Origin of the sequence: Pseudomonas versuta (assembly GCF_001294575.1) — a bacterium.
GTDB classification, from domain to species: domain Bacteria; phylum Pseudomonadota; class Gammaproteobacteria; order Pseudomonadales; family Pseudomonadaceae; genus Aquipseudomonas; species Aquipseudomonas versuta.
The window spans coordinates 1909799-1936648 of the sequence record NZ_CP012676.1 but is presented as its reverse complement, the minus strand read 5'-3'; the positions used below and the strand labels follow the sequence as shown (position 1 = coordinate 1936648).

Annotated in this window: 24 protein-coding genes and 1 pseudogene; 21 read left to right on the top strand and 4 right to left on the bottom strand. The window is 56.1% G+C overall.

What is annotated here, in order from left to right; all coding sequences use genetic code 11:
- Positions 1–39: 39 nt before the first annotated feature.
- Positions 40–1116: a 4-hydroxyphenylpyruvate dioxygenase gene (gene hppD / locus AOC04_RS08635; RefSeq protein ID WP_060692439.1), complete on the bottom strand. Its 1077-nt coding sequence runs from the start codon at positions 1114–1116 to the stop codon at positions 40–42.
- Between the two features lie 314 nt (positions 1117–1430).
- Between hppD and AOC04_RS08630 the strand changes: the two genes are divergently transcribed.
- The 3 genes from AOC04_RS08630 (at position 1431) to gloA (ending at position 4521) form a co-directional block, all read left to right on the top strand.
- Positions 1431–2981, top strand: a complete 1551-nt coding sequence (locus AOC04_RS08630) for an EAL domain-containing protein (protein ID WP_060692437.1) — start codon at positions 1431–1433, stop codon at positions 2979–2981.
- A gap of 244 nt (positions 2982–3225) precedes the next feature.
- Positions 3226–3585 carry a histone-like nucleoid-structuring protein, MvaT/MvaU family gene (locus tag AOC04_RS08625; protein ID WP_060696907.1) on the top strand — a complete coding sequence of 120 codons (360 nt, stop codon included), beginning with the start codon at positions 3226–3228 and terminating at the stop codon, positions 3583–3585.
- 414 nt (positions 3586–3999) lie between these two features.
- Positions 4000–4521, top strand: a complete 522-nt coding sequence (gloA, locus tag AOC04_RS08620; protein WP_060692435.1) for a lactoylglutathione lyase — start codon at positions 4000–4002, stop codon at positions 4519–4521.
- A 54-nt stretch (positions 4522–4575) separates the two neighbouring features.
- Here the strand turns inward: gloA and ahpF are convergent, their stop codons facing one another.
- From ahpF to AOC04_RS08605, 3 genes are all read right to left on the bottom strand, one after another.
- Positions 4576–6129 (bottom strand): alkyl hydroperoxide reductase subunit F, encoded by a 1554-nt coding sequence (gene ahpF, locus AOC04_RS08615; protein WP_060692433.1) that lies wholly within the window; start codon positions 6127–6129, stop codon positions 4576–4578.
- Positions 6130–6257: 128 nt separating this feature from the next.
- Positions 6258–6821, bottom strand: a complete 564-nt coding sequence (gene ahpC / locus AOC04_RS08610; protein ID WP_003445433.1) for an alkyl hydroperoxide reductase subunit C — start codon at positions 6819–6821, stop codon at positions 6258–6260.
- Positions 6822–6988: 167 nt separating this feature from the next.
- The gene (locus AOC04_RS08605) at positions 6989–7927 is read right to left on the bottom strand and encodes a site-specific integrase (protein ID WP_060692431.1); all 939 of its coding nucleotides are present in this window, start codon (positions 7925–7927) and stop codon (positions 6989–6991) included.
- A 178-nt stretch (positions 7928–8105) separates the two neighbouring features.
- Here AOC04_RS08605 and AOC04_RS08600 point away from each other — a divergent pair, with 178 nt between their 5' ends.
- From AOC04_RS08600 to AOC04_RS08515, 18 genes and pseudogenes are all read left to right on the top strand, one after another.
- Positions 8106–9110: a DNA-binding protein gene (locus AOC04_RS08600; protein WP_060692429.1), complete on the top strand. Its 1005-nt coding sequence runs from the start codon at positions 8106–8108 to the stop codon at positions 9108–9110.
- A 213-nt stretch (positions 9111–9323) separates the two neighbouring features.
- Complete coding sequence (gene efeU / locus AOC04_RS08595; protein ID WP_060692427.1) at positions 9324–10166, top strand: iron uptake transporter permease EfeU; 843 nt, start codon at positions 9324–9326, stop codon at positions 10164–10166.
- An 8-nt stretch (positions 10167–10174) separates the two neighbouring features.
- A pseudogene (efeO, locus tag AOC04_RS08590) lies at positions 10175–11366 on the top strand (iron uptake system protein EfeO).
- A 17-nt stretch (positions 11367–11383) separates the two neighbouring features.
- Positions 11384–12703 (top strand): iron uptake transporter deferrochelatase/peroxidase subunit, encoded by a 1320-nt coding sequence (gene efeB, locus AOC04_RS08585; RefSeq protein WP_060696906.1) that lies wholly within the window; start codon positions 11384–11386, stop codon positions 12701–12703.
- Positions 12704–12731: 28 nt separating this feature from the next.
- Entirely contained in the window at positions 12732–13556 is an 825-nt protein-coding gene (efeO, locus tag AOC04_RS08580) for an iron uptake system protein EfeO (protein WP_060692425.1), read from the top strand.
- A 463-nt stretch (positions 13557–14019) separates the two neighbouring features.
- Positions 14020–15033: an undecaprenyl-phosphate 4-deoxy-4-formamido-L-arabinose transferase gene (arnC, locus tag AOC04_RS08575; protein ID WP_060692423.1), complete on the top strand. Its 1014-nt coding sequence runs from the start codon at positions 14020–14022 to the stop codon at positions 15031–15033.
- A complete protein-coding gene (gene arnA, locus AOC04_RS08570; RefSeq protein ID WP_060692421.1) occupies positions 15030–17021 on the top strand; it encodes a bifunctional UDP-4-amino-4-deoxy-L-arabinose formyltransferase/UDP-glucuronic acid oxidase ArnA in 1992 nt (663 codons plus the stop codon). The genes arnC and arnA overlap by 4 nt, the downstream gene beginning before the upstream one ends.
- The gene (arnD, locus tag AOC04_RS08565; RefSeq protein ID WP_060692418.1) at positions 17021–17905 is read left to right on the top strand and encodes a 4-deoxy-4-formamido-L-arabinose-phosphoundecaprenol deformylase; all 885 of its coding nucleotides are present in this window, start codon (positions 17021–17023) and stop codon (positions 17903–17905) included. The genes arnA and arnD overlap by 1 nt, the downstream gene beginning before the upstream one ends.
- Positions 17902–19551 (top strand): lipid IV(A) 4-amino-4-deoxy-L-arabinosyltransferase, encoded by a 1650-nt coding sequence (gene arnT, locus AOC04_RS08560; protein ID WP_060692416.1) that lies wholly within the window; start codon positions 17902–17904, stop codon positions 19549–19551. The genes arnD and arnT overlap by 4 nt, the downstream gene beginning before the upstream one ends.
- Positions 19548–19892: a 4-amino-4-deoxy-L-arabinose-phosphoundecaprenol flippase subunit ArnE gene (gene arnE, locus AOC04_RS08555; protein WP_060692415.1), complete on the top strand. Its 345-nt coding sequence runs from the start codon at positions 19548–19550 to the stop codon at positions 19890–19892. Before arnT ends, arnE begins: the two co-directional genes overlap by 4 nt.
- On the top strand, positions 19889–20296 hold the full coding sequence (gene arnF / locus AOC04_RS08550; RefSeq protein WP_060692414.1) for a 4-amino-4-deoxy-L-arabinose-phosphoundecaprenol flippase subunit ArnF: 408 nt from the start codon (positions 19889–19891) through the stop codon (positions 20294–20296). The genes arnE and arnF overlap by 4 nt, the downstream gene beginning before the upstream one ends.
- Complete coding sequence (locus tag AOC04_RS08545) at positions 20293–21657, top strand: UDP-glucose dehydrogenase family protein (protein WP_060692413.1); 1365 nt, start codon at positions 20293–20295, stop codon at positions 21655–21657. The genes arnF and AOC04_RS08545 overlap by 4 nt, the downstream gene beginning before the upstream one ends.
- A gap of 73 nt (positions 21658–21730) precedes the next feature.
- Positions 21731–23338: an ArnT family glycosyltransferase gene (locus AOC04_RS08540; protein ID WP_060692410.1), complete on the top strand. Its 1608-nt coding sequence runs from the start codon at positions 21731–21733 to the stop codon at positions 23336–23338.
- Positions 23339–23515: 177 nt separating this feature from the next.
- Positions 23516–24079 (top strand): nicotinamide riboside transporter PnuC, encoded by a 564-nt coding sequence (gene pnuC, locus AOC04_RS08535; protein ID WP_060692409.1) that lies wholly within the window; start codon positions 23516–23518, stop codon positions 24077–24079.
- Positions 24076–24597, top strand: coding sequence for an AAA family ATPase (locus AOC04_RS08530; RefSeq protein WP_060692406.1), 522 nt, complete (start codon positions 24076–24078; stop codon positions 24595–24597). Before pnuC ends, AOC04_RS08530 begins: the two co-directional genes overlap by 4 nt.
- A gap of 125 nt (positions 24598–24722) precedes the next feature.
- Positions 24723–25181 (top strand): tail fiber domain-containing protein, encoded by a 459-nt coding sequence (locus tag AOC04_RS08525; RefSeq protein ID WP_060692403.1) that lies wholly within the window; start codon positions 24723–24725, stop codon positions 25179–25181.
- Positions 25182–25778: 597 nt separating this feature from the next.
- Positions 25779–26219, top strand: a complete 441-nt coding sequence (locus AOC04_RS08520) for a hypothetical protein (RefSeq protein ID WP_060692401.1) — start codon at positions 25779–25781, stop codon at positions 26217–26219.
- A 4-nt stretch (positions 26220–26223) separates the two neighbouring features.
- A complete protein-coding gene (locus AOC04_RS08515; protein ID WP_060692399.1) occupies positions 26224–26796 on the top strand; it encodes a hypothetical protein in 573 nt (190 codons plus the stop codon).
- The last annotated feature ends 54 nt before the right edge of the window (positions 26797–26850 follow it).

The following is a 26850-nucleotide window of genomic DNA, read 5'->3' as shown; positions in this document are numbered from 1 at the left end:
GGGAGCCGGTTTGCCGGCTCTCGCAAGTTCCATTCAGGTTTAATCAGCGGTCAATACACCACGGCGCACTTGATCGCGTTCGATGGACTCAAACAACGCCTTGAAGTTGCCTTCGCCGAACCCGTCATCACCCTTGCGCTGGATAAACTCGAAGAACACCGGGCCCATCAGGGTTTGCGAGAAGATTTGTAGCAGCAGGCGCTTGTCACCCGGCTCGGAAGAACCATCCAGCAGAATGCCCCGCGACTGCAGCTGATCCACCGGTTCGCCGTGATCAGGCAGACGGCCTTCGAGCATTTCATAGTAGGTGTCGGGCGGCGCGGTCATGAAGCGCATGCCTATGCCCTTCAGTGCATCCCAGGTCTTGATCAGGTCATCACACAGGAAGGCCACATGCTGGATGCCTTCCCCGTTGAACTGCATCAGGAACTCTTCGATCTGCCCTGCGCCTTTGGAGGACTCTTCGTTCAGCGGAATGCGGATCATGCCATCGGGAGCGGTCATCGCCTTGGAGGTAAGGCCGGTGTATTCACCCTTGATGTCGAAGTAGCGTATTTCACGGAAGTTGAACAGCTTCTCGTAGAAGTTGGCCCAATACGCCATGCGGCCGCGATAGACGTTATGGGTAAGGTGGTCGATGATTTTCAGACCGGCGCCCACCGGGTGGCGGTCAACACCTTCAATGAACACGAAGTCGATGTCGTAGATCGAGCTGCCTTCGCCGTAACGATCAATCAAATACAACGGAGCGCCGCCGATGCCCTTGATCGCAGGCAGGTTCAGCTCCATGGGGCCGGTCGGGATTTCGATCGGCTGTGCACCCAGCTCCAGCGCCCGGGAGTATGCCTGTTGCGCATTACGCACGCGAAAGGCCATGCCGCAGACCGAAGGCCCATGCTCTGCTGCGAAATAAGAAGCTACGCTGTGGGGCTCATTGTTGAGGATCAGATTGATTTCGCCCTGACGATACAGGTGCACATCTTTGGAGCGGTGGCTGGCCACCTTGGTGAAGCCCATGATTTGAAAAATGGGTTCGAGGGTGTTGGGTACCGGGGACGCGAATTCGATGAATTCAAAGCCCATCAGGCCCATTGGGTTTTCGTATAGATCGGCCATTTTGGCGCCTCATCATGGTCATTTTTAGAATTAACAGAAGGTTATTTGCTAAGAATGCTGAGGCAGGCAGGAGGCGCACAGGAGATCCCGCGTACACTGCGCGCCAGGAAATCACCGTAGATCAATTGGAACCCGAATATCTTCATTTCGACCCATCTCTTACGCGGAGGGGCTTCTGCTGGCAGAAGTCATTATTCTTGTATGCGTAAGCCGATTCTACATGGCGTAATCCGGTTTGTCCTACGTCATATTAAATAGCCGTGGGCAATGCTAGGCTTCGCCCCACATCAACCCTCCTGAGCACAGGATATGGAATGCCATTAACGCTGAAGTCGACCCGCAAATGGACTGATCGCTACGCGTTGGTCATGCTCAGTGGATTACTGCCAGTGGTATTGGGCCTGTTTATTATTTTCTGGCAGGCCAATCGGTCACTGCAGTTTGAAGCGACCCAAACTGCAGCAGAAGCTGTTCGACAATTTGATTTGATGCTCGACAATGCCGCACTGGCAGCGGATGTGGTGTTGCCACTGGCTGGCCAGGATTGCGTTCAGGTAGAACTGCCACTGCGAGAACAGGTCACACGTCGCCCTTTCGTACGCTCCGTGAACCTGATGTGGAATAACCAGATTTATTGCAGTTCTTTATTTGGCCCCTTCAAGGAGGCCGTAGACCCTGCAGACTATGCCAGCGGTGAACTCCGATTGATGGCCGGCAACCCGGTAACTCCCAATGAGCCGCTACTGGTCTACAGGCGCGCCAAAGGCCAGGCCGGCGTGCTCGTCAGCCTGTATGGCTCTCATCTGGTCAATGTGCTGGGCTTGATCAATCAATACACGCAATTGTTGATACAAGTAGGGGGTAATTCCATCGACAAGTATGGACAGGTGCGCAATACACCGCCTGTACCTTATCCCGTGGCACAAGTAACAGTTTCCTCCAGTCAATACCCCTACCAAGTGGTTGCCGGATTCCGGGCCGGAACGGTATGGCGTTTTATTCGGGCGCAATACCCCGGATTAATGGGGTTGTTTGTTTTTCTGGGGGTGGTTTCGGCGCTCACTGTGCGCTGGCTTAAAAAACGCTCATCATCGCCGACCCACGAACTGCAGCGGGGGCTGGACGCAGCAGAGTTTATTCCTTACTTCCAGGCGGTCGTGCGCAGCGATACCAAACAATGGGCAGGTGCTGAGGTGCTGATGCGCTGGCAGCACCCAAGAGAAGGACTGGTACGACCTGACCTGTTTATCCCGTTTGCCGAGCACTCGGGCCTGATTGTGCCGATGACGCGTTCCTTGATGCAGCAAACCGCCCGCTTGCTCGCCCCCCACGCCAGCAGCATGGAACCCGGCTTCCACTTGGGGTTCAATATCACCGCTCGTCATTGTCAAACCCTTGAACTAATAGATGACTGCCGCGAGTTTCTAAGCGCGTTCCCTGCTGGTCGGATTGCGCTTGTTCTGGAGCTCACCGAACGTGAGTTGATTGTGCCAAGTGCAATAACCCATGAGTTGTTCGCTGCGCTTCACGGTCTGGGCGTGATGATAGCCCTTGATGACTTTGGTACCGGGCATTCAAGCTTGAGCTATTTGCATGAGTTCAACATCGACTACCTGAAAATCGACAAGAGTTTTGTTGCAATGATCGGGGTAGATGCGCTGTCCAGGCACATTCTCGACAGCATTATTGAGCTCAGTGTAAAACTCGATCTGGGGATTGTTGCCGAAGGCATTGAAACAGAAGAGCAAAGCGAGTATCTGGCATCTAAAGGCGTCGTTTTTTTACAAGGTTATCTCTTTGCCCGACCGTTGCCCGCGACGGACTTCATCAAGACGTTAGTGGCGCGCCACACCCCGCCACAATAAATAGTAGAGGGGTGTGCCCCGCTTCATGGGAGGCACACTCTTTTTTTAATTGGATGAGCTAGCGACTTGGCAACATGACAATTAACAACTACAATTTTTTCGATTGTTTAACGTTTTTAAATTAGTTTAAAAGGACATGGCCGTTCGGGGTGCTGACGTTTGAGGCCAGCCCTGTCCCTTGCACTTCAATCATCATAAATATGGCCGGTTCACGATTGCCGGACCTGTGAATGGAGTAATGACTTTGTCCAGACTCGCTGAATTCCGTGCTGCCGAGAAAGCACTTAAAGAGCAAATGGCTCAGCTCGAAGCATTGAAGAACAATGCCGGACTTAAAAAGGAAATCGAGTTCGAAAAAAAACTGCATGACTTGATGAAGTTCTATGGCAAGAACCTTCGAGATATCATTACCATCCTTGATCCCGGCCCGGCTGCCCCAAGAGCCGGCAGTGCGCCCAAACAGCGCAAGGCGCGAGTACTCAAGGTTTATCAGAACCCGCACACCGGCGAACTGATCGAAACCAAGGGGGGCAATCATCGCGGTTTGAAGGCGTGGAAAGAACAATACGGTGCCAGCACCGTGGATTCCTGGTTACGCCACTAAGGCTTTCTCACTTCAAAAGCCCTGTCTGTGCAGGGCTTTTTTATTGGTCGTTGTATCCATTCAAGGCACTGCGCCTACCAGTGCTCGGGCCTTCTTTATAGCTGCAGCCAGAGCCATCGGGGGTAGTGTGCATGCCCTCAAGAAGTAAATGCTTCGGCGCAGACAGACAGCATGCAAATCATTGGTTCTTTCACAGATTTTTCACACGAATGGTCACAGGATGGAGGCTGCTAAAGGACTAGCGCCCCATGCCCGCTTCGGCGGGCTTCTTTTTGCCTGCGATTTGTCAAAACCCACTGCGTTCATGGCCATACATGCGCAAAACGGGTTTGGCGCATGGCGTCACATTCCGTATCATTCACCCATCACGCTCACCGTAGCGACCGATCATCACGTATCACTTTCGGAGGGTTCATGAGCCTGCAAGACCTGAACAATATCCCTGGCGTAACTGGCGAGCCGGATAGCGCTACCCAGAATTTCGTATTCAACCACACCATGCTCCGCGTAAAAGACATTCAGAAGTCTCTGGATTTCTATACCCGGGTCCTGGGTTTTTCGCTGGTGGAAAAACGCGACTTCCCGGAGGCTGAATTCAGCCTGTACTTCCTGGCGCTGGTTGATAAGGCACAAATCCCGGCTGACGATGCTGCCCGCACTTTGTGGATGAAGTCGATCCCTGGCATCCTTGAGCTGACCCACAACCACGGCTCGGAAACCGACGACAGCGTTGTCTATCACAATGGCAACACTGACCCGCGTGGTTTTGGCCACATTTGCATATCGGTGCCTGACATCGTTGCCGCCTGCGAGCGCTTCGAGGCACTGGGTGTCGACTTCCAGAAGCGCCTGACTGATGGCCGCATGAAGTCTCTGGCATTCATTAAAGACCCGGACGGCTACTGGGTAGAAATCATCCAGCCGCAACCGATGTAAAAACCGACGCAAAAAAAACCCATGATCGCTCATGGGTTTTTTTATTCGGGGCTGTTATTCGGAGCGGATCAGGTGATCGAACGCGCTCAGTGAAGCTTTGGCACCCTCGCCTACTGCAATCACGATCTGTTTGTAAGGCACGGTGGTCACGTCGCCGGCAGCAAAAATCCCGGGAATGGATGTTTCGCCGCGTGCATCAACCACGATCTCGCCACGAGGCGAAAGCTCGATGGTTCCTTTGAGCCAGTCAGTGTTTGGCAGCAAACCAATCTGCACAAAAATCCCTTCCAGTTCGACGTGGTGCAGCTCGTCTGTAGCGCGATCCTTGTAACGCAGGCCATTTACCTTCTGACCGTCACCTGTGACCTCGGTGGTCTGGGCATTGGTAATCACAGTCACGTTCGACAAGCTGTTGAGCTTGCGCTGCAATACAGCATCGGCCCGCAGCTTGGTATCGAACTCAAGCAGGGTCACGTGAGAGACGATACCCGCCAGGTCGATTGCCGCCTCAACGCCCGAGTTGCCACCGCCGATAACTGCAACGCGCTTGCCTTTGAACAGCGGGCCATCGCAGTGAGGGCAGTAAGCTACGCCACGGCTGCGGTATTCCTGCTCGCCAGGCACATTCATCTCTCTCCAGCGCGCACCGGTAGCCAGAATCACGGTCTTGGCTTTAAGCGAGGCGCCGCTGGCGAACTTCACTTCATGCAACTCGCCCGCCTTGCCCGGCAGCAGCTGGTCGGCACGCTGCAGGTTCATGATGTCGACGTCGTATTGCTTGACGTGCTCTTCAAGCGCGGTGGCCAGTTTTGGACCTTCAGTTTCCTGTACCGAGATGAAGTTCTCGATCGCCATGGTGTCCAGCACCTGGCCGCCAAAGCGTTCAGCCGCGACACCGGTACGAATGCCTTTACGTGCCGCATAAATAGCAGCGGCTGCGCCGGCAGGACCGCCGCCAATGACCAACACATCAAATGCATCTTTGGCGCTGATTTTTTCGGCCTGACGCTCAATGGCGCCGGTGTCCAGCTTGCCGAGAATTTCTTCCAGCCCCATTCGGCCCTGGCCGAAGTTGACGCCGTTCAAGTAAACGCTGGGAACTGCCATCACCTGACGCTCGGTGACTTCGTCCTGGAACAGCGCACCGTCAATCGCCACGTGGCGAATGTTCGGGTTCAATACAGCCATCAGGTTCAGCGCCTGCACTACATCCGGGCAGTTCTGGCATGACAGCGAGAAATAAGTCTCGAAGTTGAACTCACCCTTGAGCGAGCGAATCTGTTCAATCACTTCGGCACTGGCTTTCGATGGGTGGCCACCGACTTGCAGCAAGGCCAGCACCAGCGAAGTAAATTCGTGGCCCATCGGGATACCTGCAAAACGCAGGCTGATATCGCCGCCCGGGCGGTTCAACGAAAACGATGGCTTGCGCGCATCAGTACCGTTGTCCAGCAAAGTAATCATGCTGGAGAGGCTGGTGATTTCTTTTAACAAGTCATGCATTTCACGGGATTTCGCACCGTCGTCGAGGGAAGCAACGATCTCGATCGGCTGGGTAACCCGCTCCAGGTATGACTTCAACTGTGCTTTTAGATTGGCGTCCAACATACGGGCGATCTCCTTTAACGTTTAAGACTGTGTAAAAAAAACGCCCGAGCGAATGTCGCCCGGGCGTTTTGAGGGCGATGCTGCGTGCAACTCAGGTGCGGGTCACCGCCATAGGCTGGCTCACAGGCTTAGATCTTGCCGACCAGGTCAAGCGATGGAGCGAGGGTGGATTCACCTTCTTTCCATTTGGCAGGGCAAACTTCACCCGGGTGAGCAGCTACGTACTGGGCTGCCTTGATTTTTCGCAGCAACTCGGAAGCGTCACGGCCAACACCGCCATCGTTCAGCTCGACGATTTTGATCTGACCTTCAGGGTTGATCACGAAAGTACCGCGGTCAGCCAGCCCTGCTTCTTCGATCAGTACGTCGAAGTTGCGGGAGATGGTCAGCGTAGGGTCGCCGATCATGGTGTACTGGATTTTGCCGATGGCTGGCGAAGTGTTGTGCCAGGCAGCGTGAGCAAAGTGGGTATCAGTCGATACGCTGTAGATTTCCACGCCGAGTTTTTTGAACTCTTCGTAGTTGTCAGCCAGGTCTTCCAGTTCGGTTGGGCAAACGAAAGTGAAATCTGCAGGGTAGAAGAACACGACAGACCACTTGCCTTTCAGGTCAGCGTCCGACACTTCCACGAAGCTGCCGTTTTTGTATGCAGTAGCTTTGAACGGTTTTACATGGCTGTTGATGATAGGCATCGTTGTCTCTCCGTCAGGGTTGAAAAGTTGATGGGGTGAATCCTAACAACTCATTTCGTATCTGGCTCATTGGTAAAGCTGATGCTGACGATTGGTTTTAGCTATCAGGTGAGCCTATAGATAGCTAAAAACCAAATAGGGATCGGTGTGCGCGTTTTCAACCTCCGTCAGACATCTATTACTTTTTGCGCGGTAATGCTCATCCCCGTAAACGGGGTCGCTTCAACATAGCGCATGGCGGACTTTACGTCCTTCCAGCCGACGTAATTCATCAGCGACTTCAGATCCCAGCCACTTTGATGCGCCCATGTTGCAAAACCGCGACGTAGCGAGTGACTGGTGTAGTGCTCTGCAGCAATGCCGGCACGCTCCAGCGCCTGGCGCAGCAATGGAATCACGCTATTGGCATGCAGCCCCTCCTCCCCCAGATTGCCCCAGCGATCAATTCCCCGGAACACCGGGCCCCGAACCAGTGCCGAGGCATTGAGCCACTCAATGTAGGCACGCACCGGGCATAGCCTCAGCAATGCCGGAGTCTGAAAGGTCTTGCCCAGGTTATCGCGGTCACTCTTGCTGCGCGGCAGATACAGGGTAATGCCAGAGCCTGCAGCCGCTTGCACATGTTCGATCTGCAAGCGGCACAGCTCGTCGCTGCGAAATCCGCGCCAGAACCCCAGCAGTATCAAGGCCGCATCCCGACGCGCACGCAGCAGCCCGGGGTGATCGGCATTCGCTTGCGCAGCCTGCGCCTCGCTTTCCAGCCAATCGACCACTTTTTCCAGGTGTTGCAAATGCAGGGGCTCGGCCTGCTTTTCTTGAGCGGGGTGCAGCGCCCTGATGCCCTTGAACACTTTGCGCACTACTGGCGCCTTGGTCGGGTCGGCAAACCCCTGGCTGTTGTGCCACTGGGCAATGGCAGACAGGCGCAACTTGAGGGTGTTAATCGAGAGCTGGCCGGCGTGCGCCACCAGATAGCGGGCGACGCTGTCGCTGGTTGCAGGCAAGAACCCGCCCCAAGTGGCTTCAAAGTGTTCGATGGCAGCCCGATAACTGCGACGGGTGTTATCGCGGGTCGCGGCGTTGAGATAGCGATCCAGCTCGCTCATGGGCAGTTCTCTTGTCTGGCGTACTGAAAACGGGCCTTAAAAGCAGTTTTGAGGCTCTAGCACGGGATAATACCAGTATATCCCGCTTGTTATATCTTAATTAAAGACAGAAATAATCTGACAATGTAGTATGTAATTACATGATACATACCACAGTACATAATCGTAGGAGAAGACCATGGCCCGTGGCGGCGTAAACAAGGCAGTGGTGCAAATTGCACGCACGGCAATCCTGGCCCGCGGTGAACACCCGAGCATTGATGCGGTACGTATCGAGATGGGGAATACCGGGTCGAAAACTACAATTCACCGGTACTTGAAAGAGCTGGACGAGGTCGATTCACGTCGCGGCGCACCGCAAGAACAGATCGGTGACGAGTTGACGGAGCTGGTCGCCCGCCTCGCCCAGCGCTTGCAAGAGCAGGCCCAGGAACCGATCTATCGAGCCCGGGCGCACTATGAGCAACTCCAGGTCGCACTGCAGGAGCAACTCAATGAAGCGCAGCAGTCCCAGGCCCAGCTCCAGCAGCAACTTGAAATCCAGAGCAATGCATTGAGCCAGGAAACGGCAAACCTGGAGTCCACACGCTCCATGCTGCAGACCGAGCAAACCCGCAATGCCGCTCTCAACCAGGCGTGCAGCGACTTTGAGCTGCGCCTCAAAGACCGCGATGAGCAAATTCGCTCACTGGAAGAAAAACACCTGCATGCCCGAGACGCCCTTGAGCACTATCGCAGCGCCGTCAAAGAGCAGCGCGAGCAGGATCAGCGCCGCCACGAAGGTCAGGTTCAGCAGATTCAGATGGAACTGCGCCAGGCACAACAAAGTGCACTGGTACGTCAGGATGAGATCACCCAGCTGCATCGCGACAACGAGCGCGTATTGAGCGAGAGCCGCGCATTGAGCAAGGAACTGAATCAGTCCAGCGACCAGCAACACAAGCTGAGCAATCTCAATGCTCAGCTCAGCAGCCAGCTGGGCCAGCTGCAAAACGAGCGCACCTTGCTTGAGGAGCGCTTGCGAGTGGCGACCCTCGAGAGCGATGAGCTGAAACAGATGCAAGGCCAGCTGCAAGAGTCAAGCGCAGCACTGACACTGCGCGCACTAAAAGCCGAAGCGGCGCTTGAGAACCTGAAAGCACAGAAAGACGACACCCCCGAGCAAGCAGCCGACGCCCCGTAGTCGCTGACGAGGAACGCGGTTTGAGGTCTGCAGGACCTTGCGTGACGCCCGATAGCCGTACACAGGCCCTCGCAGCGCCTCTCCTCGCCAGCGATTACAGGACAAGCCTTCGTTCAGCTAACGTTCAGCAAATGCAATCAATTCTTGTTTGGCAATGCGTATCAATATGTTACAAATTAGCACTCTGACTAATTTGCGATGCGGTGCTTGCCCATGCTGGTTCCATTTCTGATCATGCTGCGCGAAGGCATCGAGGCCGCTCTTATCGTCGGCATCATTGCCAGTTACCTCAAGCAAACCGGACGCGGACAATGGATGCCCGCCGTATGGATCGGCGTCTTCCTGGCTGCTGCTCTGTCACTGCTGGTCGGCGGCGGCCTGGAGCTGATGAGTGCAGAGTTTCCGCAAAAGCAGCAGGAACTCTTCGAAGGTATCGTCGGCCTGATCGCCGTCGGCATTCTCAGCTCGATGGTGTTCTGGATGCGCAAAGTGGCGCGCTCTATCAAACACTCCCTGCACACCTCCCTTGATCACGCCCTCAGCGCCTCAAACCATCAAGTCATGGCATTGATTGCCATGGTGTTCTTTGCGGTTGCACGCGAAGGGCTTGAAACCGTGTTCTTTTTGCTGGCGGTGTTTCAGCAGAGCGAAGGGCCGGCCGCGCCACTGGGCGCCCTGCTGGGCCTGATCCTCGCCATTTTTGTAGGCTTTGCGATTTACAGCGGCAGCATGCGCCTGAATCTGAGCCTGTTCTTCCGCTGGACCGGCCTGTTCATTCTGGTGGTCGCCGCAGGTATTTTGGCCAACTCGTTACAGGCTCTGCACGAGGCCGGGCTGTGGAATCACCTGCAGGGCGTGGTGTTTGATATCAGCAGCGCACTGCCAATGGACGGACCGGCAGGCTCTGTACTGGCCGGCATGTTTGGCTATCAGGATGCGCCCACCATGAGCGTGCTCGGCGCCTATGTGATTTACCTGCTGGTCACGCTGGCGATGTTCTTTCGACCTCCTGCGCCCCCAAAAAGCGTGTCTATTCCCTCAGTGACGAACCCATAAGGTCCTGCATGTCTACCCCTGCAAGCGGTACACCCCCAGGCGCCTTGCGCTGGGCGGTGGCCGGCTCGGTGATCGTGATGATCGCGGCCGGCGGGCTGTTTTATTACGCCTCGCAACTGGCCGCGGCCAAGCGCAAGGTTCACAGCAACGAAATCACTGTGACCATCCACCCCCGCAGTTGCGAGCCCAATGCACTGTCTGTGCCTGCAGGCTTCAATAGCTTTCGCATCGTCAATGCCTCTGAACGGGCTGTGGAATGGGAGATTCTGGACGGCGTTCTGGTGGTCGAAGAGCGTGAAAACATTGCCCCCGGCCTCAGCCAGGTAATCAATGCCACGCTGGCACCAGGCGATTACGCCATTACCTGCGGCTTGCTCAGCAATCCTCGCGGCACACTGCACGTCACGCCGACCGCAGAATCCGAAGCCAGCGCCAAGGCAAGACCGTCCATGGTGGCGTTTATCGGGCCATTGTCTGAGTTTCGCGTCTATTTGAGCAGTCAAGGCAATGCGCTGATCAAAGCAGTGGATGCCTTGTCGCAAGCCATTGCCGCAGGTGATCTCGAACAGGCCCAGGCGCTTTATGTGCCTGCACGTGAGGCTTATCAGCGGCTGGCCCCTGCCGCACAGCGTCTGGCCGAACTGGACAACACTATCAATGCCCGCGCCGACTACTTTGAAAAGCGCGAGCGGGACCCTGGTTTCATTGGGTTTCACCGCCTTGAATACGGTCTTTTGACCAGCGCAGCACTCAGGGCCTGACTGTGTTTGCCCAGCAACTGCAAGCCAATGCCGTGCTGCTCAAGCAACAACTGCTTGCCCAGTCGCTGCCCCCGAACAATTGATCAGCACTGTCGCTCGCACCTTGCACAACCTGGCCGATACCCGTGCTGCTAGCGGTGAAGAAGAGCGTTACAGCCATATCGATGCAAATGGGTTTGCCGCGAACCTGCAGACCACACGCAAGGTAGTCGACCTGCTGCGCCCTTTGCTGGCCAAGAACAGTGCCGGGCTCCTGCAACGTATCGATACCGCCAGCACCGCGCTCGAGTCCGAACTCAATGGTCTGAAAACACCTCAGGGCTACATCACTTACGACACGGTAAGCGCCGCCCAGCGTCAAGCAATCAGTAACAAGGCCAAGGCTGTGGCCGATGCACTCGATGGAATCGATCCCGCCCTCGGCCTTTCCGGCCTGTAAATGCAGACGAGATGCACATGAGCGACTCAGAAAACAGTCTTGACCCATTCAACCTGCAGCGCCGTCGCGTGCTGCTGGGCATGGGGGTCGCCGGAGCGGTCCTGGCAGGTGGCGCACTGAGTTGCCCGGCACTGGCCGCCAGTGGCGGAGCAAGCGCACAGGTTACTCAAGCACCGAGCAGCGATAAAACCCGGGACCATCACCCGTTTTACGGTCAGCACCAGAACGGCATTATTACCCCGCGCCCGGCCGCCGGCATGCTGGTGGCTTTTGATGTGCTGGCCAGCGACAGGCAAGACCTGGAGCGCCTGTTCCGTACCCTGAATGAGCGCATCGCGTTCCTGATGAAGGGCGGCGCGGTGCCTCAGATTGACCCCAGGCTTCCGCCGCCGGACTCCGGAATTCTTGGCCCGGTGGTAACGCCGGACAACCTGACAGTAACGGTTTCGGTGGGCGAATCATTGTTCGATGAGCGCTTTGGGCTGGCCGGCGCCAAGCCTAAACGCCTGAGCCGCATGCAAGGTTTCCCCAACGACGCACTGGAACCTGCGCAATGCCACGGCGACTTGAGCCTGCAGTTTTGTGCCAACACCGCTGACACCAATATCCACGCCCTGCGTGACATCGTAAAAAACCTGCCAGACCTGTTGTTGGTGCGCTGGAAGCAAGAAGGTACCGTGCCGCCGCAAGCGCCGACCAAACCGGGTGAGCCCGCTCAAAGCGCGCGAAACTTTTTGGGCTTTCGCGATGGCTCCGCCAATCCGGACTCCAATGACAATAACCTGATGAACGACATCGTCTGGGTTCAGCCCGGAACTGACGAGCCAGACTGGGCGACCCACGGCAGCTATCAAGCGGTGCGCATCATCCGCAACTTCGTAGAGCGCTGGGACCGTACGCCACTGCAAGAACAACAAAGTATTTTCGGGCGCCACAAATCCAGCGGCGCGCCCATGGACGGCACCCATGAAACCGATACCCCGGATTACAGCAATGACCCCGACGGCAAAGTCACCAGGCTTGATGCACACATCCGCCTGGCCAACCCGCGCACAGCACAAACCCGCGACAGCCTGATCCTGCGTCGACCGTTCAACTACTCCAACGGGGTTAACAAAAACGGCCAGCTGGACATGGGGCTTCTGTTCATCTGTTACCAGTGCGATCTGGAAAAAGGCTTTATCGCCGTGCAAACCCGGCTCAATGGCGAGCCGCTGGAGGAATACCTCAAGCCGGTTGGCGGCGGTTACTTTTTCACCTTGCCGGGTGTGCGAGACGCTCAGGATTACGTTGGGCGATCCCTGCTCAATGCCGCAGCACCTTTAACCAACGCCTAACCCCCCTGACTCCAATCGGAAAAGTCCCATGAAGAAGACGCCGCTCGCACTCCTGCTCACGCTTGGCTTGCTCCACACTCCGCTCTCGGCACTGGCTGCGACTGCGCCACTGGACCTGGTGGGGCCGATCTCGGACTACAAGATTTACGTCACCGAGCAGCTGGATGAACTGGCCAGCAATACGCAGCAATTCACCGACGCAGTAAAAAAAGGGGATTTGGCCACCGCCAAAAAACTTTATGCCCCTACACGGGTGTACTACGAGTCAATTGAGCCGATTGCCGAGCTGTTCAGTGACCTTGATGCATCGATCGACTCCCGGGTCGACGATCATGAGCAGGGCGTTAAAGCCCCGGACTTCACAGGTTTTCATCGCATCGAATACAGCCTGTTTTCTGAAAACAGCACCCAGGGCCTTAACGACCTGGCAGATGGCCTGAACAAAGACGTCAAAGATCTGCAAAACCGCGTCGCCGGGCTGACCTTCCCGCCCGAGAAAGTAGTCGGTGGCGCAGCCGCACTGATGGAAGAAGTCGCCGCTACCAAGATTTCCGGTGAAGAGGACCGCTACAGCCACACCGATCTCTACGACTTCCAGGGTAACGTTGACGGCGCGAAAAAAATCTTTGATCTGTTTCGCACCCAGATCGAACAGAGTGACAAGTCTTTTGCAAGCAAAGTGGACAAGAACTTCGCGACGGTTAACAAAATCCTGGCCAAATACCGTACTAAAGACGGTGGTTTTGAAACCTACGACAAGGTCAAAGACAGCGATCGCAAGGCTTTGATCGGCCCCGTCAATACCCTGGCCGAAGACTTGTCGACCCTGCGTGGCAAGCTCGGCCTGAACTAAAGCCTGTGTAACAGCGCCAGTCGATGTGATGGGCATCACATACCCGCAGACTGGCGCAGTTTTGAACGTGTTTTTTGCACTTTTTACCGACCTGCATCACTGTTCAGTTTCGGTAATAAACGCTAAAACTATCGCTTGTTTTAAACCTGTTATCGTCGAAACGCAGGCTGTTTCTGCCCGGCAAATGCTTTCCTGAATAGCACCTGTCTAGTGTTTAGAAAGCATGCCATGTTGATCGAACTTTCATAGGTTTTTCACAACTGTGCGTTTAACGTATGCCCCTTCTTCCGGGGGAAGCACCGAAGAGTCTGCAAGAAAATCATGTAGATAAGGTAGTCCGATGACTTTACCTTTATAAGTAATAGTCTTTACTCCACGTGCAAACAGGTCTTGGCTTGCCCGTGAGCAGGTCGACTTTTACACGAGTCATCTTGTGCCATTGAAACTGACTGGAACGAATAATTTGAAACCCTACCCTATCCAGTGTGTGTCGATCGTCATTCCGGTCTACAACGAAGAACAGAGTCTGCCCGAGCTATTGCGCCGCACTGAAGCCGCTTGCGCGCAGCTGACACAAGCTTATGAGATCGTTCTGGTCGATGACGGCAGCCGGGATCAATCGGCGCAAATCCTGCAAGATGCCGCCGAGCGCGAAGGCAGCCCGGTAGTTGCGGTGATCCTCAATCGTAACTATGGCCAACATGCTGCGATCATGGCCGGCTTCGAGCATTCCAAAGGCGATGTAGTCATTACGCTGGACGCCGACCTGCAAAACCCTCCTGAAGAAATTCCGCGCCTGGTCGCCCAGGCTGCACTGGGTTACGACGTGGTCGGCACAGTGCGTAACAATCGCCAGGATTCTGCATGGCGCCGCTGGCCGTCACGCCTGATCAACATGGCAGTACAACGCTCCACCGGCGTTGCCATGAGCGATTACGGCTGCATGCTGCGCGCCTATCGCCGTTCGATCGTCGACGCCATGCTCGCCTGCCGCGAACGCAGCACGTTCATCCCTATTCTCGCCAACAGCTTTGCCCGCCACACCACTGAAGTGCTGGTCGAGCACGCAGAGCGCGAACACGGTGACTCCAAATACAGCCCCATGCGCCTGATCAACCTGATGTTCGACCTGATCACCTGCATGACAACTACCCCATTGCGCCTGTTAAGCATCATCGGCTTCAGCATGGCGGTCCTGGGCGTGCTCTTCGCCGTTGCGTTGATCATGCTGCGCCTGATCTTCGGCGCATCCTGGGCCGGACACGGCACTTTTGTGCTGTTTGCAGTGTTGTTCGTGTTTACCGGCGGCCAATTTATCGGCATGGGGCTTCTGGGTGAATACCTGGGCCGCATGTACAGCGATGTACGGGCCAGGCCGCGATTTTTCATTGAAAAAATTGTTCGTGCCGAACCTGTAACTTCCACCGTTTCAACTAGCACCCCGACTTCTTCTACTTCGACACAGGTTCAATCATGAGTTTGAAAGCCGTTGTTTTCGCCTATCACGATATTGGCTGCACAGGCATCGAAGCCTTGCTCAATGCAGGCTACGAAATTGCTGCTGTATTCACCCATGCCGATGACCCGAAAGAAAATAATTTCTATGGCTCGGTTGCCCAGCTGTGTGCCCGTAAAGGCATCCCTGTGCACGCACCGGAAGACGCCAACCATCCGCTGTGGATCGAGCGCATTCGCAAGCTGAATGCCGATTACATCTTCTCGTTCTACTACCGCAACCTGCTGGGCGAAGAATTGCTGTCCAGTGTCAGTAAAGGCGGGTTCAACCTGCACGGTTCATTGCTGCCACGCTACCGTGGTCGCGCTCCGGCGAACTGGGTACTAGTCAATGGCGAAACCGAGACAGGCGTAACCCTGCACCGCATGGTCAAACGTGCTGACGCGGGCAACATTCTGGCGCAACAGCGCATCAGCATCGAGCGCACCGATACCGCTCTGACCCTGCACGGCAAGTTGCGCGAAGCTGCTGCCCAGCTGCTGGCTGAAGCCCTGCCGCTGCTGCCGCAAGGCAAGCTCCAGGAAACGGCACAAGACGAATCCAAAGCCACCTACTTCGTCCGTCGCACACCGGCTGATGGCTTGTTGCAGTGGACGCGTCCGGCAGAAGAGCTGTTCAATCTGGTGCGCGCTGTTACTCAACCTTACCCGGGCGCCTTCTGCGCTGTGGGCGAGCACAAGCTGATTGTCTGGGGCGCTGAAGTGGTTGCCGGTAACCAGGGCCACGCACCGGGCCAAGTGATCAGCTGCGATCCGCTGCGTATCGCCTGCGGTCAGGACTCGTTGGTAGTGACTGCCGGTCAGCGCAACGAAAATGGCCTCTACCTGAGCGGCCCGCAACTGGCCCGCGAACTGGGTCTGGTTGAAGGCTCACGTCTGCGTGGTAGCGAATCCGGTCGCAAGGCCCGTCGCACCCGCGTCCTGATCCTGGGCGTTAACGGCTTTATCGGTAACCACTTGTCCGAGCGCCTGCTGCAGGACGATCAGTATGAAGTGTATGGCCTGGACATCGGCTCCGACGCTATTGAGCGTCTGCGCAGCCATCCGAACTTCCACTTTGTTGAAGGTGATATCAGCATCCACACCGAGTGGATCGAGTACCACATCAAGAAGTGCGACGTGGTCCTGCCGCTGGTGGCCATTGCCACACCTATCGAATACACCCGTAATCCGTTGCGCGTGTTCGAACTGGACTTCGAGGAAAACCTCAAGCTGGTGCGCTACTGCGTCAAATACAACAAGCGTGTGATCTTCCCGTCCACCTCCGAAGTGTATGGCATGTGCCAGGACAAGAACTTCGACGAAGACACTTCCAACCTGGTTGTTGGCCCGATCAACAAACAGCGCTGGATCTACTCGGTTTCCAAGCAATTGCTGGACCGCGTGATTTGGGCCTATGGCCAGAAAGGCCTGAAATTCACCCTGTTCCGTCCATTTAACTGGATGGGGCCACGTCTCGACCGTCTGGACTCGGCACGTGTTGGCAGCTCGCGCGCCATTACTCAGCTGATCCTGCACCTGGTGGAAGGTACTCCGATTCGTCTGGTAGACGGCGGCGAACAAAAACGCTGCTTCACTGATGTTGCCGATGGTATCGAAGCTCTGGCCCGCATCATTGATAACAAAGGTGGCAAGTGCGACGGCCAGATAATCAACATTGGCAATCCGGAAAACGAAGCCAGTATTCGTGAGCTGGGCGAAGAATTGCTACGTCAGTTCGAAGCGCATCCCCTGCGTGACAACTTCCCGCCGTTTGCCGGTTTCCGCGATGTTGAAAGCCAGTCGTTCTACGGCACCGGCTATCAGGATGTGAGCCACCGCAAGCCAAGCGTTGAGAACGCCCGTCGCCTGATCGACTGGACCCCGACGACCGAACTGAGCGAAACCATCGGCAAGACCCTGGATTTCTTCCTGCGCGAAGCCATGGTTGAAATCGCGGAAAAACGCTGATGCAAGCTGGACTACGCATAGATGTCGACACCTACCGTGGAACCCGTGAGGGGGTTCCGCGGTTGCTCGAACTGCTCGATGAAGCTCAGATCAAAGCCACGTTTTTCTTCAGCGTGGGGCCTGACAACATGGGCCGCCATTTATGGCGTCTGATCAAGCCCCAGTTTTTCTGGAAGATGATGCGTTCCAAGGCCGCCAGCCTCTATGGCTGGGATATTTTGCTGGCCGGCACTGCCTGGCCAGGCAAACCGATCGGCAAGGATCTGGGGCATTTAATGCGCCAGACCCTTGCTGCGGGCCATGAAGTCGGCTTGCATGCATGGGATCACCATGGCTGGCAAGCCAACACAGGGCGCTGGAGCGAGGCGCAACTGATCGAGCAAATCCGGCGTGGCGTCGACACCTTGAGCGACATTACTGGGCAGGCGGTTGAGTGTTCGGCGGCCGCCGGCTGGCGCGCAGATGAACGCGTAGTCCAGGCCAAAGAAACCTTTGGCTTTCGTTACAACAGTGATTGCCGCGGGCACAGTCTATTTCGGCCAAGGTTGGCCGACGGTAGCCTGGGCGCGCCGCAAATCCCTGTGGATCTACCCACTTTCGATGAGGTAGTCGGGCCCGAGCTGAATGCCGCCGACTTCAACTCATACATTCTTGATCGTTTCAGCCCGCAAAAGCTGAATGCGTACACCATCCATGCAGAAGTAGAAGGGATTCTAATGGCTAACGACTTTCGTCAATTGCTGGCGCAGGCCCGTGCTCGCGATATTAACTTCCACCCTTTGCGGGACTTGCTCCCCACTGATCTGAACAGCGTCCCGGCCGGACAATTGAGCCGTGGCCAGCTGGACGGACGTGAAGGCTGGCTGGGAGTGCAGAAGCCATGACTCAACGCTGGACAATACCGCTGCTGGTTCTGGCTTTTATCGCGTTTTATCTGTTGCCGCTGGGCACACACGGTTTGTGGATTCCGGACGAAACACGCTACGCGCAAATCGGCCAGCAAATACTGGTCGACGGTAACTGGATCACCCCGCACTTCATGGATTTGCGCTACTTCGAGAAGCCGATTGCCGGTTACTGGATGATAGCCATCGGCCAGGCCATTTTTGGCGAAAACTTGTTTGGTGTGCGTATTGCGTCAGCAATCGCCACCGGCCTCAGCGTGTTTCTGGCCTATGCCGTAGCCCGACGCCTGTGGAATGACCCGCGCAAGAGCTTTGCCTGTGCCCTGGTCTACATGACGTTTGGCCTTATCGCTGGTCAGGCGGGCTACTCAAACCTCGATCCCCAGTTCACTCTTTGGGTCAACTTGAGCCTGGCTGCCTTGTGGTTTGCAGTAGACAGCAGCAGCCGGCGCGATCGCCTGATCAGCTGGGCAGTACTGGGTTTTGCATGCGGCATGGGGTTTATGACCAAAGGCTTTCTGGCCTTGCTGCTGCCGGTGCTGATCGCCCTGCCCTACATGATCTGGCAAAAACGCTTTGTTGAGCTGGTCAAGTATGGACTGGTGGCCATGCTGGTCGCCGCCATCGTATCGCTGCCATGGGTGCTGGCCGTTCACGCCCAGGAGCCTGACTACTGGCGCTTCTTCTTTTGGCACGAACATATCCGCCGCTTTGCCGGTGACGATGCACAGCACGGGCGCCCGTGGTGGTTCTATCTGCCGCTGCTGGTAGTTTCCAGCCTGCCCTGGGCAGCCCTGTTGCCAGCCACCTTCAAGGACGCATGGCAAAACAAGCGCCATGCCAGTGTGGTTTTCGTGTTGCTGTGGATGCTGCTGCCACTGGGCTTGTTCAGTCTGAGCAAAGGTAAATTACCGACCTACATCATGCCGTGCATGTTGCCGCTGGCCCTGTTGCTGGGCCACGCGATGATTCAGCGTGTAGAGCAGGCCAAAACCGGCGCCTTGCGCGTTAACGGCCTGGTCAACTTGCTGGTTGGCGCCGTGGCGTTGGCAGCCCTGATCTATTTTCAGATCAAAAAACCGTTTTATGACAATGAGCCACAACATATGGCGCTGCTGGTTGGCGTGTTGCTGACGTGGATCGTCACCGGCCTGCTGACACTCTCCCGACCACTGAAGATGTGGGCGGCGCCTGCCGTTGCAATGGGGGTTCTGGTGCTTGCGTTGCCAGCCAGCATGCCCAGCAGCGTAGTGCACAACAAAATGCCCGATCAGTTCATTCTTGAGCATATTCAGGAGCTGTCCCAGGCCAAAACCTTGCTCAGCAACGATCTGGGTGCGGCTTCTGCCCTGTCCTGGCGCCTGCGCCGCCCTGATGTGACGCTTTACAACACTCAGGGCGAAGTCAAATACGGCCTGACCTATGACGATGCCAAAGGCAAAAGCATCCCTCTGGCCGACATTGCCCAGTGGATGACTGAAGCGCGCCGCCAAGGCCCGGTAGGTGTGGTGATGCGGGTCAAGAACAGCGATGAAAGCCATGAAATGGACATGCTGCCCAAAGATGGCCAGCGTTATGACGATGGCAACATGGTAATTCTGATCTTCCCGCAGAGTCCCCAATGACATTTGCACTTCTGTTACTGGCCTGCCTGCTGACCTGCGCAGGCCAGATTGCCCAGAAATACGCCGTTGAAAGCTGGCGCGGCCCCGAGTCGGGGCTCGCGCATAAGCTGCGTTCGCCCTGGCTGTGGCTGGCGTTGTTGTGCCTGGGTTTCGGTTTGCTGGTATGGCTGCTGGTACTGCAACGGCTTGAAGTCGGGGTCGCCTACCCGATGCTCAGTCTCAATTTTGTCCTGATCACACTGGTAGCCCGCTATTTGTTTAAAGAACACATCGATCGACGTCACTGGTTGGGTGTGGGACTGGTGATTGCCGGCGTAGTCCTGTTGGGGCAGCACGCATGAGCCTGCGCCGTGGATTTGTCTTCGCTAGTGCCAGCGTGTTGCTGGTCAGTACGGCCCAGCTGGGCATGCGCTGGAGCATGACCCGCCTGCCGGAACCGGCTCAATGGCTGAGCGCAATCAACCAGGGCGAGGTGTCATTGCCAGCGTTGGGCGTAGTGTCTACTGCAATCATGGCCTACGCCCTGTCCATGCTGTGCTGGCTGCTGGCTCTGCGGGACTTGCCGCTGGGCCGGGCCTATTCGCTGTTAAGCATCAGTTACGCATTGGTGTACCTGCTGGCCGCCAGCCTGCCGGTATTCCATGAAAGCTTCACTCTTTCGAAAACCCTTGGTGTGACCTTGGTCATCCTGGGGGTGCTAACGATCAACTCTCGACGTACCCCAAGTTCCAGGAACTGCGCATGAAAATCAGTGTATTTGGTAGTGGTTATGTAGGCCTGGTGCAGGCGACGGTATTGGCGGAAGTCGGCCACGATGTGATCTGCATGGATATCGACCAGAATAAGGTCCAATTGCTGCAACAAGGTCATGTCAGCATTTTTGAACCGGGGCTCTCCAGCTTGGTGCGAGAAAACCTCGAAAGTAAGCGCCTGCGCTTTACCAGCGATGAAAAGCTTGCTGTTGAACACGGTCAGGTCCTGTTTATCGCCGTTGGCACTCCGCCCAGCGAAGACGGTTCTGCAGACCTGAGCGCGGTGTTCTCCGTAGGTGACGCGGTCGCCCGCCATCGCACCGAGCCATTGATTCTTGTCGAAAAATCTACCGTTCCAGTAGGCACCGGGGATGCACTGACCGAGCACATCAATAAAGCCCTGGGCCAAACCGGCCGTTCGTTGACGTTCGATGTCGTGTCCAACCCTGAATTCCTCAAGGAAGGTTCGGCGGTAACCGACTGCCGTCGTCCGGATCGCATCATTATTGGCTGCGCCCGTGAAGAAGTGCGCGAAGTGATGCGCGATCTGTACGCCCCGTTCAACCGCAACCATGACCGAATTATTTTCATGGACCTGCGCAGCGCCGAGCTGACCAAGTACGCCGCCAACTGCATGCTTGCGACCAAGATCAGCTTTATCAACCAGATTGCCGAGCTGGCAGAACACCTGGGAGCCGACATCGAAGCGGTACGCCTTGGTATCGGTGCCGATACCCGTATTGGCTACCACTTTATTTACCCGGGCTGCGGCTATGGCGGTTCGTGCTTCCCCAAAGACATGCGAGCGTTGATCCACAGCGCCCAGCAAGTCAATTGTTCCAGCGACCTGTTGCAGGCGGTTGAAGCCATCAATGAACGCCAGAAGCACAAGCTGTTCGATCGCATCAATGCGTTCTTCAAAGGTGATCTGAAAGGTAAAACCTTTGCACTGTGGGGCCTGGCGTTCAAACCCAATACCGACGACATGCGCGACGCACCGAGCCGTGTACTGATGCAGGCACTGTGGGATGCAGGCGCCGACGTTCGCGCATTCGACCCTGAAGCCATGCAGGAAACCCAGCGCTTGTACGGTGACGAACCGCGCCTGAGCCTGATGGGCACTCCGGAATCGACGCTCAATGGGGCCGACGCGTTGATCGTGTGCACCGAGTGGCAGCAATTCAAGGCGCCGGACTTTGACCTGATCAAGGCACGCCTCAAAACCCCGGTGATCTTCGACGGACGCAACCTGTATGACGGCGAGCGTCTGGCCCGTACAGGTCTGCAGTACTACCCGATGGGCCGTGGCGAGTCCTGCAACTTGCCAGTATCCCAAGGTTCAACGGCCGTTTGATGGGATGACAGCGCCGCCATTGGTAACAATGGCGGCGCTTTTTTTTGTACTGTTTGAGGCGAGGAAACTCGAGATGCAGGCCAATTATTCTTCCAGCAGTGTACGTGCACTGCACAGGCAGTCCCTGATCCTGGGGGCAGTGGCACTGATTTTGTTCATCGTGGGTGAACCTCAACTGGCTGCGATCGGTTTTGACTCGCGCTTTGTAATGTTTGCCAAGGAAATGCTGCGCCATGGCCCGGGTTTTTTCCCGACCACCTATGGCGAACCCTATGCTGATTACAGCGCAACCTCGACCCTGTTTACCTGGTTGCTGTCCTTGCCGTTTGGTGAGGTCACCAGTTTCACCGCATGGCTGCCCACGGCCTTTGCCGGGGCGGCAATTGTCAGCCTGGTGTATCGCCTGGTCGCGCCACAGTCCAGGACCTGGGCGCTGGTCAGCGTGGCGCTGTTGCTCCTGAGCATGACCTTTGTCACCGAAACCCGTGCCGTATCCCTGGATCAAATGCTAGCAGCCGTCAGCCTGGCAGCGTTTTACCTGGCCTATGCCCACGATCATTTTTGCGCACCGCGCCGGCATTACTGGCTACTGCTTCTGCTGGTACTGGGGTTTGCCATACGCGGCCCGATTGGCCTGGTTATCCCCACCGGCATGCTCTGCAGTTACTACCTGCTCAGCGGTCAATGGCGCCGGCTGATCAGCGTTGGCCTGCAAGCGCTGGTACTGCTGGTTCTGTGCATTGGTACCCTGCTATTGCTGGCCTGGATCAGCGGCGGCGAAGCTTTCGTCCACGAAGTGATCCGCATGCAAGTCACCGGCCGCATGGACGGGACAGAAGGTGCCAGCAGCACGCTGTATTACTTCACCAGTTCCATGGGCAACTACGCACTGGCGTACCCGCTGGCGGTACTTGTGCTGGCAGCGACCCTGATTGCCGGGCGCAAGCAATCGGGCCCGGGCCTGCAGTTAGTCAAATATTGCGTAGGGGCGGGTTTGATCGTAATGATCGGCCTGTCGATCCCGCAGGCTAAAAAAGCCCGTTACTTGCTACCCATGCTGCCAATGGCGGCAATCATTGCCGGCTACCCGTTTCAAGGGTTGCGCGGCCGGGTCTATACCGGTTTGCGTGGCGTTATCCAGGGGATATTCCTGTTATTGCCCGGCTTGTTGATCGTCGGCCTGATCATTGCGCGCAAACGCTTTGACGAACAACTGCCGTCGCTGACTACGATTTTTATTGTCTTGAGTGTGCTGCAAGCAGCGGCCCTGGGCCTGCTGTTCAAAGCCCGGTGGCGAACCGGCGGGCTGGCTGCATGTGCCGTACTGGCGCTGTGGGCGAGCTTCATCATGGTGTTCGAGCCGGTAGAGCGCGACCTCTATGACACCCGCAGCTTTACTGAAAACGCCATGCACATGATCGACCGCGAACCTGCCCCCTTGGTACTTCACGGCATGGGCAAAGATGCCAAGGCAATCAAATTCATGGTCAATCTGAATCGTGACTTGTTGCCACTGTTCACCCAGTCCGCAGTCGAACTGCAGGCGCTTCCCGCTCCGGTATGGATCGTCATGGACCGCAAGGATTATCAGGGGCTGCAAGGCACAGCCTTGGGCAATGTAGTGCCGGCGATGAGTGGTCGCTTCGACAAGAATGACTACGTGCTGCTGCATATCCCTTGAACCTGTAGTCGCTGTCGAGGCACGCAGGCTGCGATCAAGCCCGGAGGGCTCGCGCTTTTTAATAAGCGAAACCCTATCGCAGCCTGCGTGCCTCGTCAGCGACTACGTGAATCCTGCTAGAGCTGCCACCTGCCTGCAGGTACAATCCCCGCCCTCCTCTCTCCCCCAGGAATGCCAATGTCAGGGCTCGAACTGTTTGCCGCCGCGCTTGGTGTCATCTCCGTATGGTTAACAGTCAAACAAAACCCCTGGTGCTGGCCGATCGGCCTGGTCATGGTGCTGCTGTATAGCTGGATCTTCTTCGGGATGAAGCTGTATTCCGGCATGCTCCTGCAGGTCTTCTTTGCCGTGCTACAAGTGTATGGCTGGTGGCAGTGGACCCGCGCCGGGACGCAGCACGAAGGCCGTGTCGTGACTCGATTAAGCACCCTGCAAGTACTCGGTGGTCTGGTCGCCGGTGCCGTGGGCAGTCTGGCCCTGGGTGCGGCAATGGCGCACTGGACTGACTCCAGTGTGCCCTGGCAAGACGCAGCGCTGACCGCTTTCAGCCTGGTCGCACAACTCTGGATGGCGCAAAAACGCCTGCAATGCTGGGCCCTGTGGTTTGTGATCGATGTGCTCTACATCGCGTTTTTTGCCTGGCAGGAGCTGTACCTGACGGCTGGCCTGTATGCACTGTTCACGGTCATTGCCATTCAAGGCTGGCGTGACTGGCGCCGCGATCCGGCGCTGCGCACATGAAGGTGGTGGTACTGGCCGGGCCGGAATCGAGTGGTAAAAGCTGGCTGTCGGCACTCTTGCAACAGCGTTTTGGCGGCGTCCTGGTGGGCGAATACGTACGTTACTTTATCGAGCAAAACCCGCGTGACACCTGCCTGGCAGATATTCCGGCCATTGCCGCAGGTCAACTGCAATGGGAAGATCAAGCCCGAGTTCAACAGCCTGAACTGCTGATTCTGGACACCCATTTGTTGAGCAACATCCTGTGGAGCCAGACCCTGTTTGGCGACTGCCCGGCCTGGCTTGAACCCGAACTCCTGAGCCGGCATTACGACCTGCACTTGCTGCTGTCACCCGATGATGTGGAGTGGATACCCGACGGCCAGCGTTGCCAGCCTTCTCTGGCTGAACGTCAGGCGTTCTTCACAGCAAGCCGCCAGTGGCTGGAACAACACCGGCAACCTCTGCAAATCATTACCGGCGACTGGCAAGCACGTCAGCATCAGGCTTGTTTGGCAGTTGAGCGATTACTTAAGTAAAAATAATTTAGGAAAAATCCTAGCAAAATCAGAGCTTTCCTAAATCAAACAGAATTTTGAAGCTTTACCTTGAGCCGCTCGTCAAATATTTGGCGAGAAAGGCATTACAACCTCAAGGTAAAACAATGAAATCAATATCCTTTGCCTCTGGCACCCTCAGTGCTATCTCGCTGGTCTTCGCGGCCAGCGCCTTTGCTCAAGCAGACATCCCCACCGCACCGTTGGCGAACAGCAGCAAATGTTCACCGAGCAATCCGCTGGGCCCTGGCTGCCCGGGTTTTGGTGATATTGGTGGCGAATGCTGCCCGTTCAGCGATGAAAGCCTGAAAACCAAAGTAGTACCGCTGAAATCGGCGACCGAGAATTTGTTGAAAATCCAGGGCGTCTCGTTCGAGTGGAAAAATGGCGGTCGCAAGGATATCGGTGTTGTCGCCCAGGAAGTTGCCCAGGTTTACCCCGAGCTGACGCGCACCAAGGATGGTCTGATGCAGGTCGACTACGACAAACTGGTGGCTCCGCTGATCGAATCGATCCGCGAGTTGAACCAGCGTATTCAAACCCTTGAAAAGGCCCAGGCCAAGTAAATACCTGGGTGCATGACCGTTGCCTCCCCCCCCTTCTGGTCGGCGGTCTGCACCCTGACATGGCTTTCATGTATACGAAAGTTCATAAAGAGCGACCTTGCGTCTGAATCAAATTAAAGATGCGCAGCACACGATATCGGCTTGTTCGGGCACCTGTTGATTGCCTGCCTGCTTTTTCCTCGATTAAAAATTCTCTAAGCCAAGGCAACTTACTCAGCAATCTTCAGTCTGTTAATCAGCAGGCATGAAGTTTTCACTGCACGCTGGCAAAGTTAGCGCGTTAAGCAGTCAATATGTCCATTCATGAAACAGTGACCATGCCTGCAAGCCGCTGATTAACGATACTCCCTGAAATCTTTAATAAGTGTAACGTTTTTGAAACAGCCCCCTCTGTTATCAAGTACAACGTCTACCGCCCCGTTATTTCTCTCAATATTCGCCCCGTGCCGTCTCAGGTTTGAAACAGCAACGCCTCGCGCGAATTAATAAAATGCTGTGGCCGCTTGTTTTTAAACACTTAATTTAAAGTGGCACAAGTACTGCTCCTTCCTTCATAGCGCTGACTAGGGCCAGCGCCAATAAAGAAGGAACACGGTCATGGGGTATTTATATCGCGGCAAACATCTTCTGCTCACAGCCTGCAGCCTGACTGTTCTGTTCAGTATCTGCAGCACTGCGCAAGCGGGTGGTGATGGCGTGATTGTACTGACCCGCGATGTTCAACCTTTTGCAGTCGGCAACCCGCCCATGCATCCGGACCCTAACCCCACAACTGTAAACGCCAACCCCGCAGTGCGTATCACCAGTGCTTCGCGTGAGCTCAGTGATGGCGACTTTGCCAGTGTCAGCAGCGGTACTTCGATTGCCCGTTCAATCATCCCTAACGGCAACTCTCTACCAGGCCTGAATACAACCAATGGCCTGCCAGGTATGACCGGCGGTCATGGCGGCGGGAGCGGCGGTACGGTCAGCAACACCATCAGTCGCAGCATTGAACAGGGTATGAGCCCACTCACTGCGCTGAGTCAGGGGAAATAACATCATGACTTTCGCCCTGCCCTTATTGGCCGTTGCGCTGCTCGCCAGTACCCAGGTACTTGCAGCATCCGATAACAACGCCGAGATCAACAATTCCGGCGTCAACTACCGCGGCAACATTACGGTCAACCAGGCTGCGGGCGACCAACAGCAGCAGGTCAACAGTCGGGCAATCGCTATTGGTACACAAGGCAGTGCTTCCACCCGGATCAGCCAGAAACTCGACACAGCGGCCGACCCTTCGCTCAATGCCAAGGCAGCGATTCAGGGCAACTCATTCAGCAATGGCAACGGCGTGATAGGTGTCAACCAATCTGCCGGAGCCAACAATCAAATGATCAATGCAGTGCGGATCGGCATTAGTGCCCAGCCACAAGGCATCGATGACAGCGCCTTGTCACAGCAAAACGTGGCGCTGTTACCAGGCTCGGGAACTGTAGCCCCCGTAAGCGGCAGCCGCCAGGTCGTTACCAGCGATCAGGCCTTCACCGGCAGCCGCGGGGTCGTGCAGTTAAACCAGAGTGCAGGGGTGGGGAACCGCATGGCTAACACCCTGAATATCCGGGTTGCTGACTGACTCGACTACCAAGCAGTGCAATTAGAAAGTCCCAACACTTAACTCACTAATAAT

Bases quoted from the DNA above. Each gene is read 5' to 3' on its own strand.
- gloA (WP_060692435.1), top strand. From the start codon at position 4,000: ATGAGCCTGCAAGACCTGAACAATATCCCTGGCGTAACTGGCGAGCCG.
- arnT (WP_060692416.1), top strand. From the start codon at position 17,902: ATGACTCAACGCTGGACAATACCGCTGCTGGTTCTGGCTTTTATCGCG.
- AOC04_RS08605 (WP_060692431.1), bottom strand. From the start codon at position 7,927: ATGAGCGAGCTGGATCGCTATCTCAACGCCGCGACCCGCGATAACACC.
- efeB (WP_060696906.1), top strand. From the start codon at position 11,384: ATGAGCGACTCAGAAAACAGTCTTGACCCATTCAACCTGCAGCGCCGT.
- AOC04_RS08540 (WP_060692410.1), top strand. From the start codon at position 21,731: ATGCAGGCCAATTATTCTTCCAGCAGTGTACGTGCACTGCACAGGCAG.
- ahpF (WP_060692433.1), bottom strand. From the start codon at position 6,129: ATGTTGGACGCCAATCTAAAAGCACAGTTGAAGTCATACCTGGAGCGG.
- efeU (WP_060692427.1), top strand. From the start codon at position 9,324: ATGCTGGTTCCATTTCTGATCATGCTGCGCGAAGGCATCGAGGCCGCT.
- AOC04_RS08515 (WP_060692399.1), top strand. From the start codon at position 26,224: ATGACTTTCGCCCTGCCCTTATTGGCCGTTGCGCTGCTCGCCAGTACC.
- AOC04_RS08600 (WP_060692429.1), top strand. From the start codon at position 8,106: ATGGCCCGTGGCGGCGTAAACAAGGCAGTGGTGCAAATTGCACGCACG.
- arnF (WP_060692414.1), top strand. From the start codon at position 19,889: ATGAGCCTGCGCCGTGGATTTGTCTTCGCTAGTGCCAGCGTGTTGCTG.
- arnA (WP_060692421.1), top strand. From the start codon at position 15,030: ATGAGTTTGAAAGCCGTTGTTTTCGCCTATCACGATATTGGCTGCACA.
- hppD (WP_060692439.1), bottom strand. From the start codon at position 1,116: ATGGCCGATCTATACGAAAACCCAATGGGCCTGATGGGCTTTGAATTC.
- AOC04_RS08520 (WP_060692401.1), top strand. From the start codon at position 25,779: ATGGGGTATTTATATCGCGGCAAACATCTTCTGCTCACAGCCTGCAGC.
- AOC04_RS08530 (WP_060692406.1), top strand. From the start codon at position 24,076: ATGAAGGTGGTGGTACTGGCCGGGCCGGAATCGAGTGGTAAAAGCTGG.
- AOC04_RS08630 (WP_060692437.1), top strand. From the start codon at position 1,431: ATGCCATTAACGCTGAAGTCGACCCGCAAATGGACTGATCGCTACGCG.
- ahpC (WP_003445433.1), bottom strand. From the start codon at position 6,821: ATGCCTATCATCAACAGCCATGTAAAACCGTTCAAAGCTACTGCATAC.
- pnuC (WP_060692409.1), top strand. From the start codon at position 23,516: ATGTCAGGGCTCGAACTGTTTGCCGCCGCGCTTGGTGTCATCTCCGTA.
- AOC04_RS08525 (WP_060692403.1), top strand. From the start codon at position 24,723: ATGAAATCAATATCCTTTGCCTCTGGCACCCTCAGTGCTATCTCGCTG.
- efeO (WP_060692425.1), top strand. From the start codon at position 12,732: ATGAAGAAGACGCCGCTCGCACTCCTGCTCACGCTTGGCTTGCTCCAC.
- arnD (WP_060692418.1), top strand. From the start codon at position 17,021: ATGCAAGCTGGACTACGCATAGATGTCGACACCTACCGTGGAACCCGT.
- arnE (WP_060692415.1), top strand. From the start codon at position 19,548: ATGACATTTGCACTTCTGTTACTGGCCTGCCTGCTGACCTGCGCAGGC.
- AOC04_RS08545 (WP_060692413.1), top strand. From the start codon at position 20,293: ATGAAAATCAGTGTATTTGGTAGTGGTTATGTAGGCCTGGTGCAGGCG.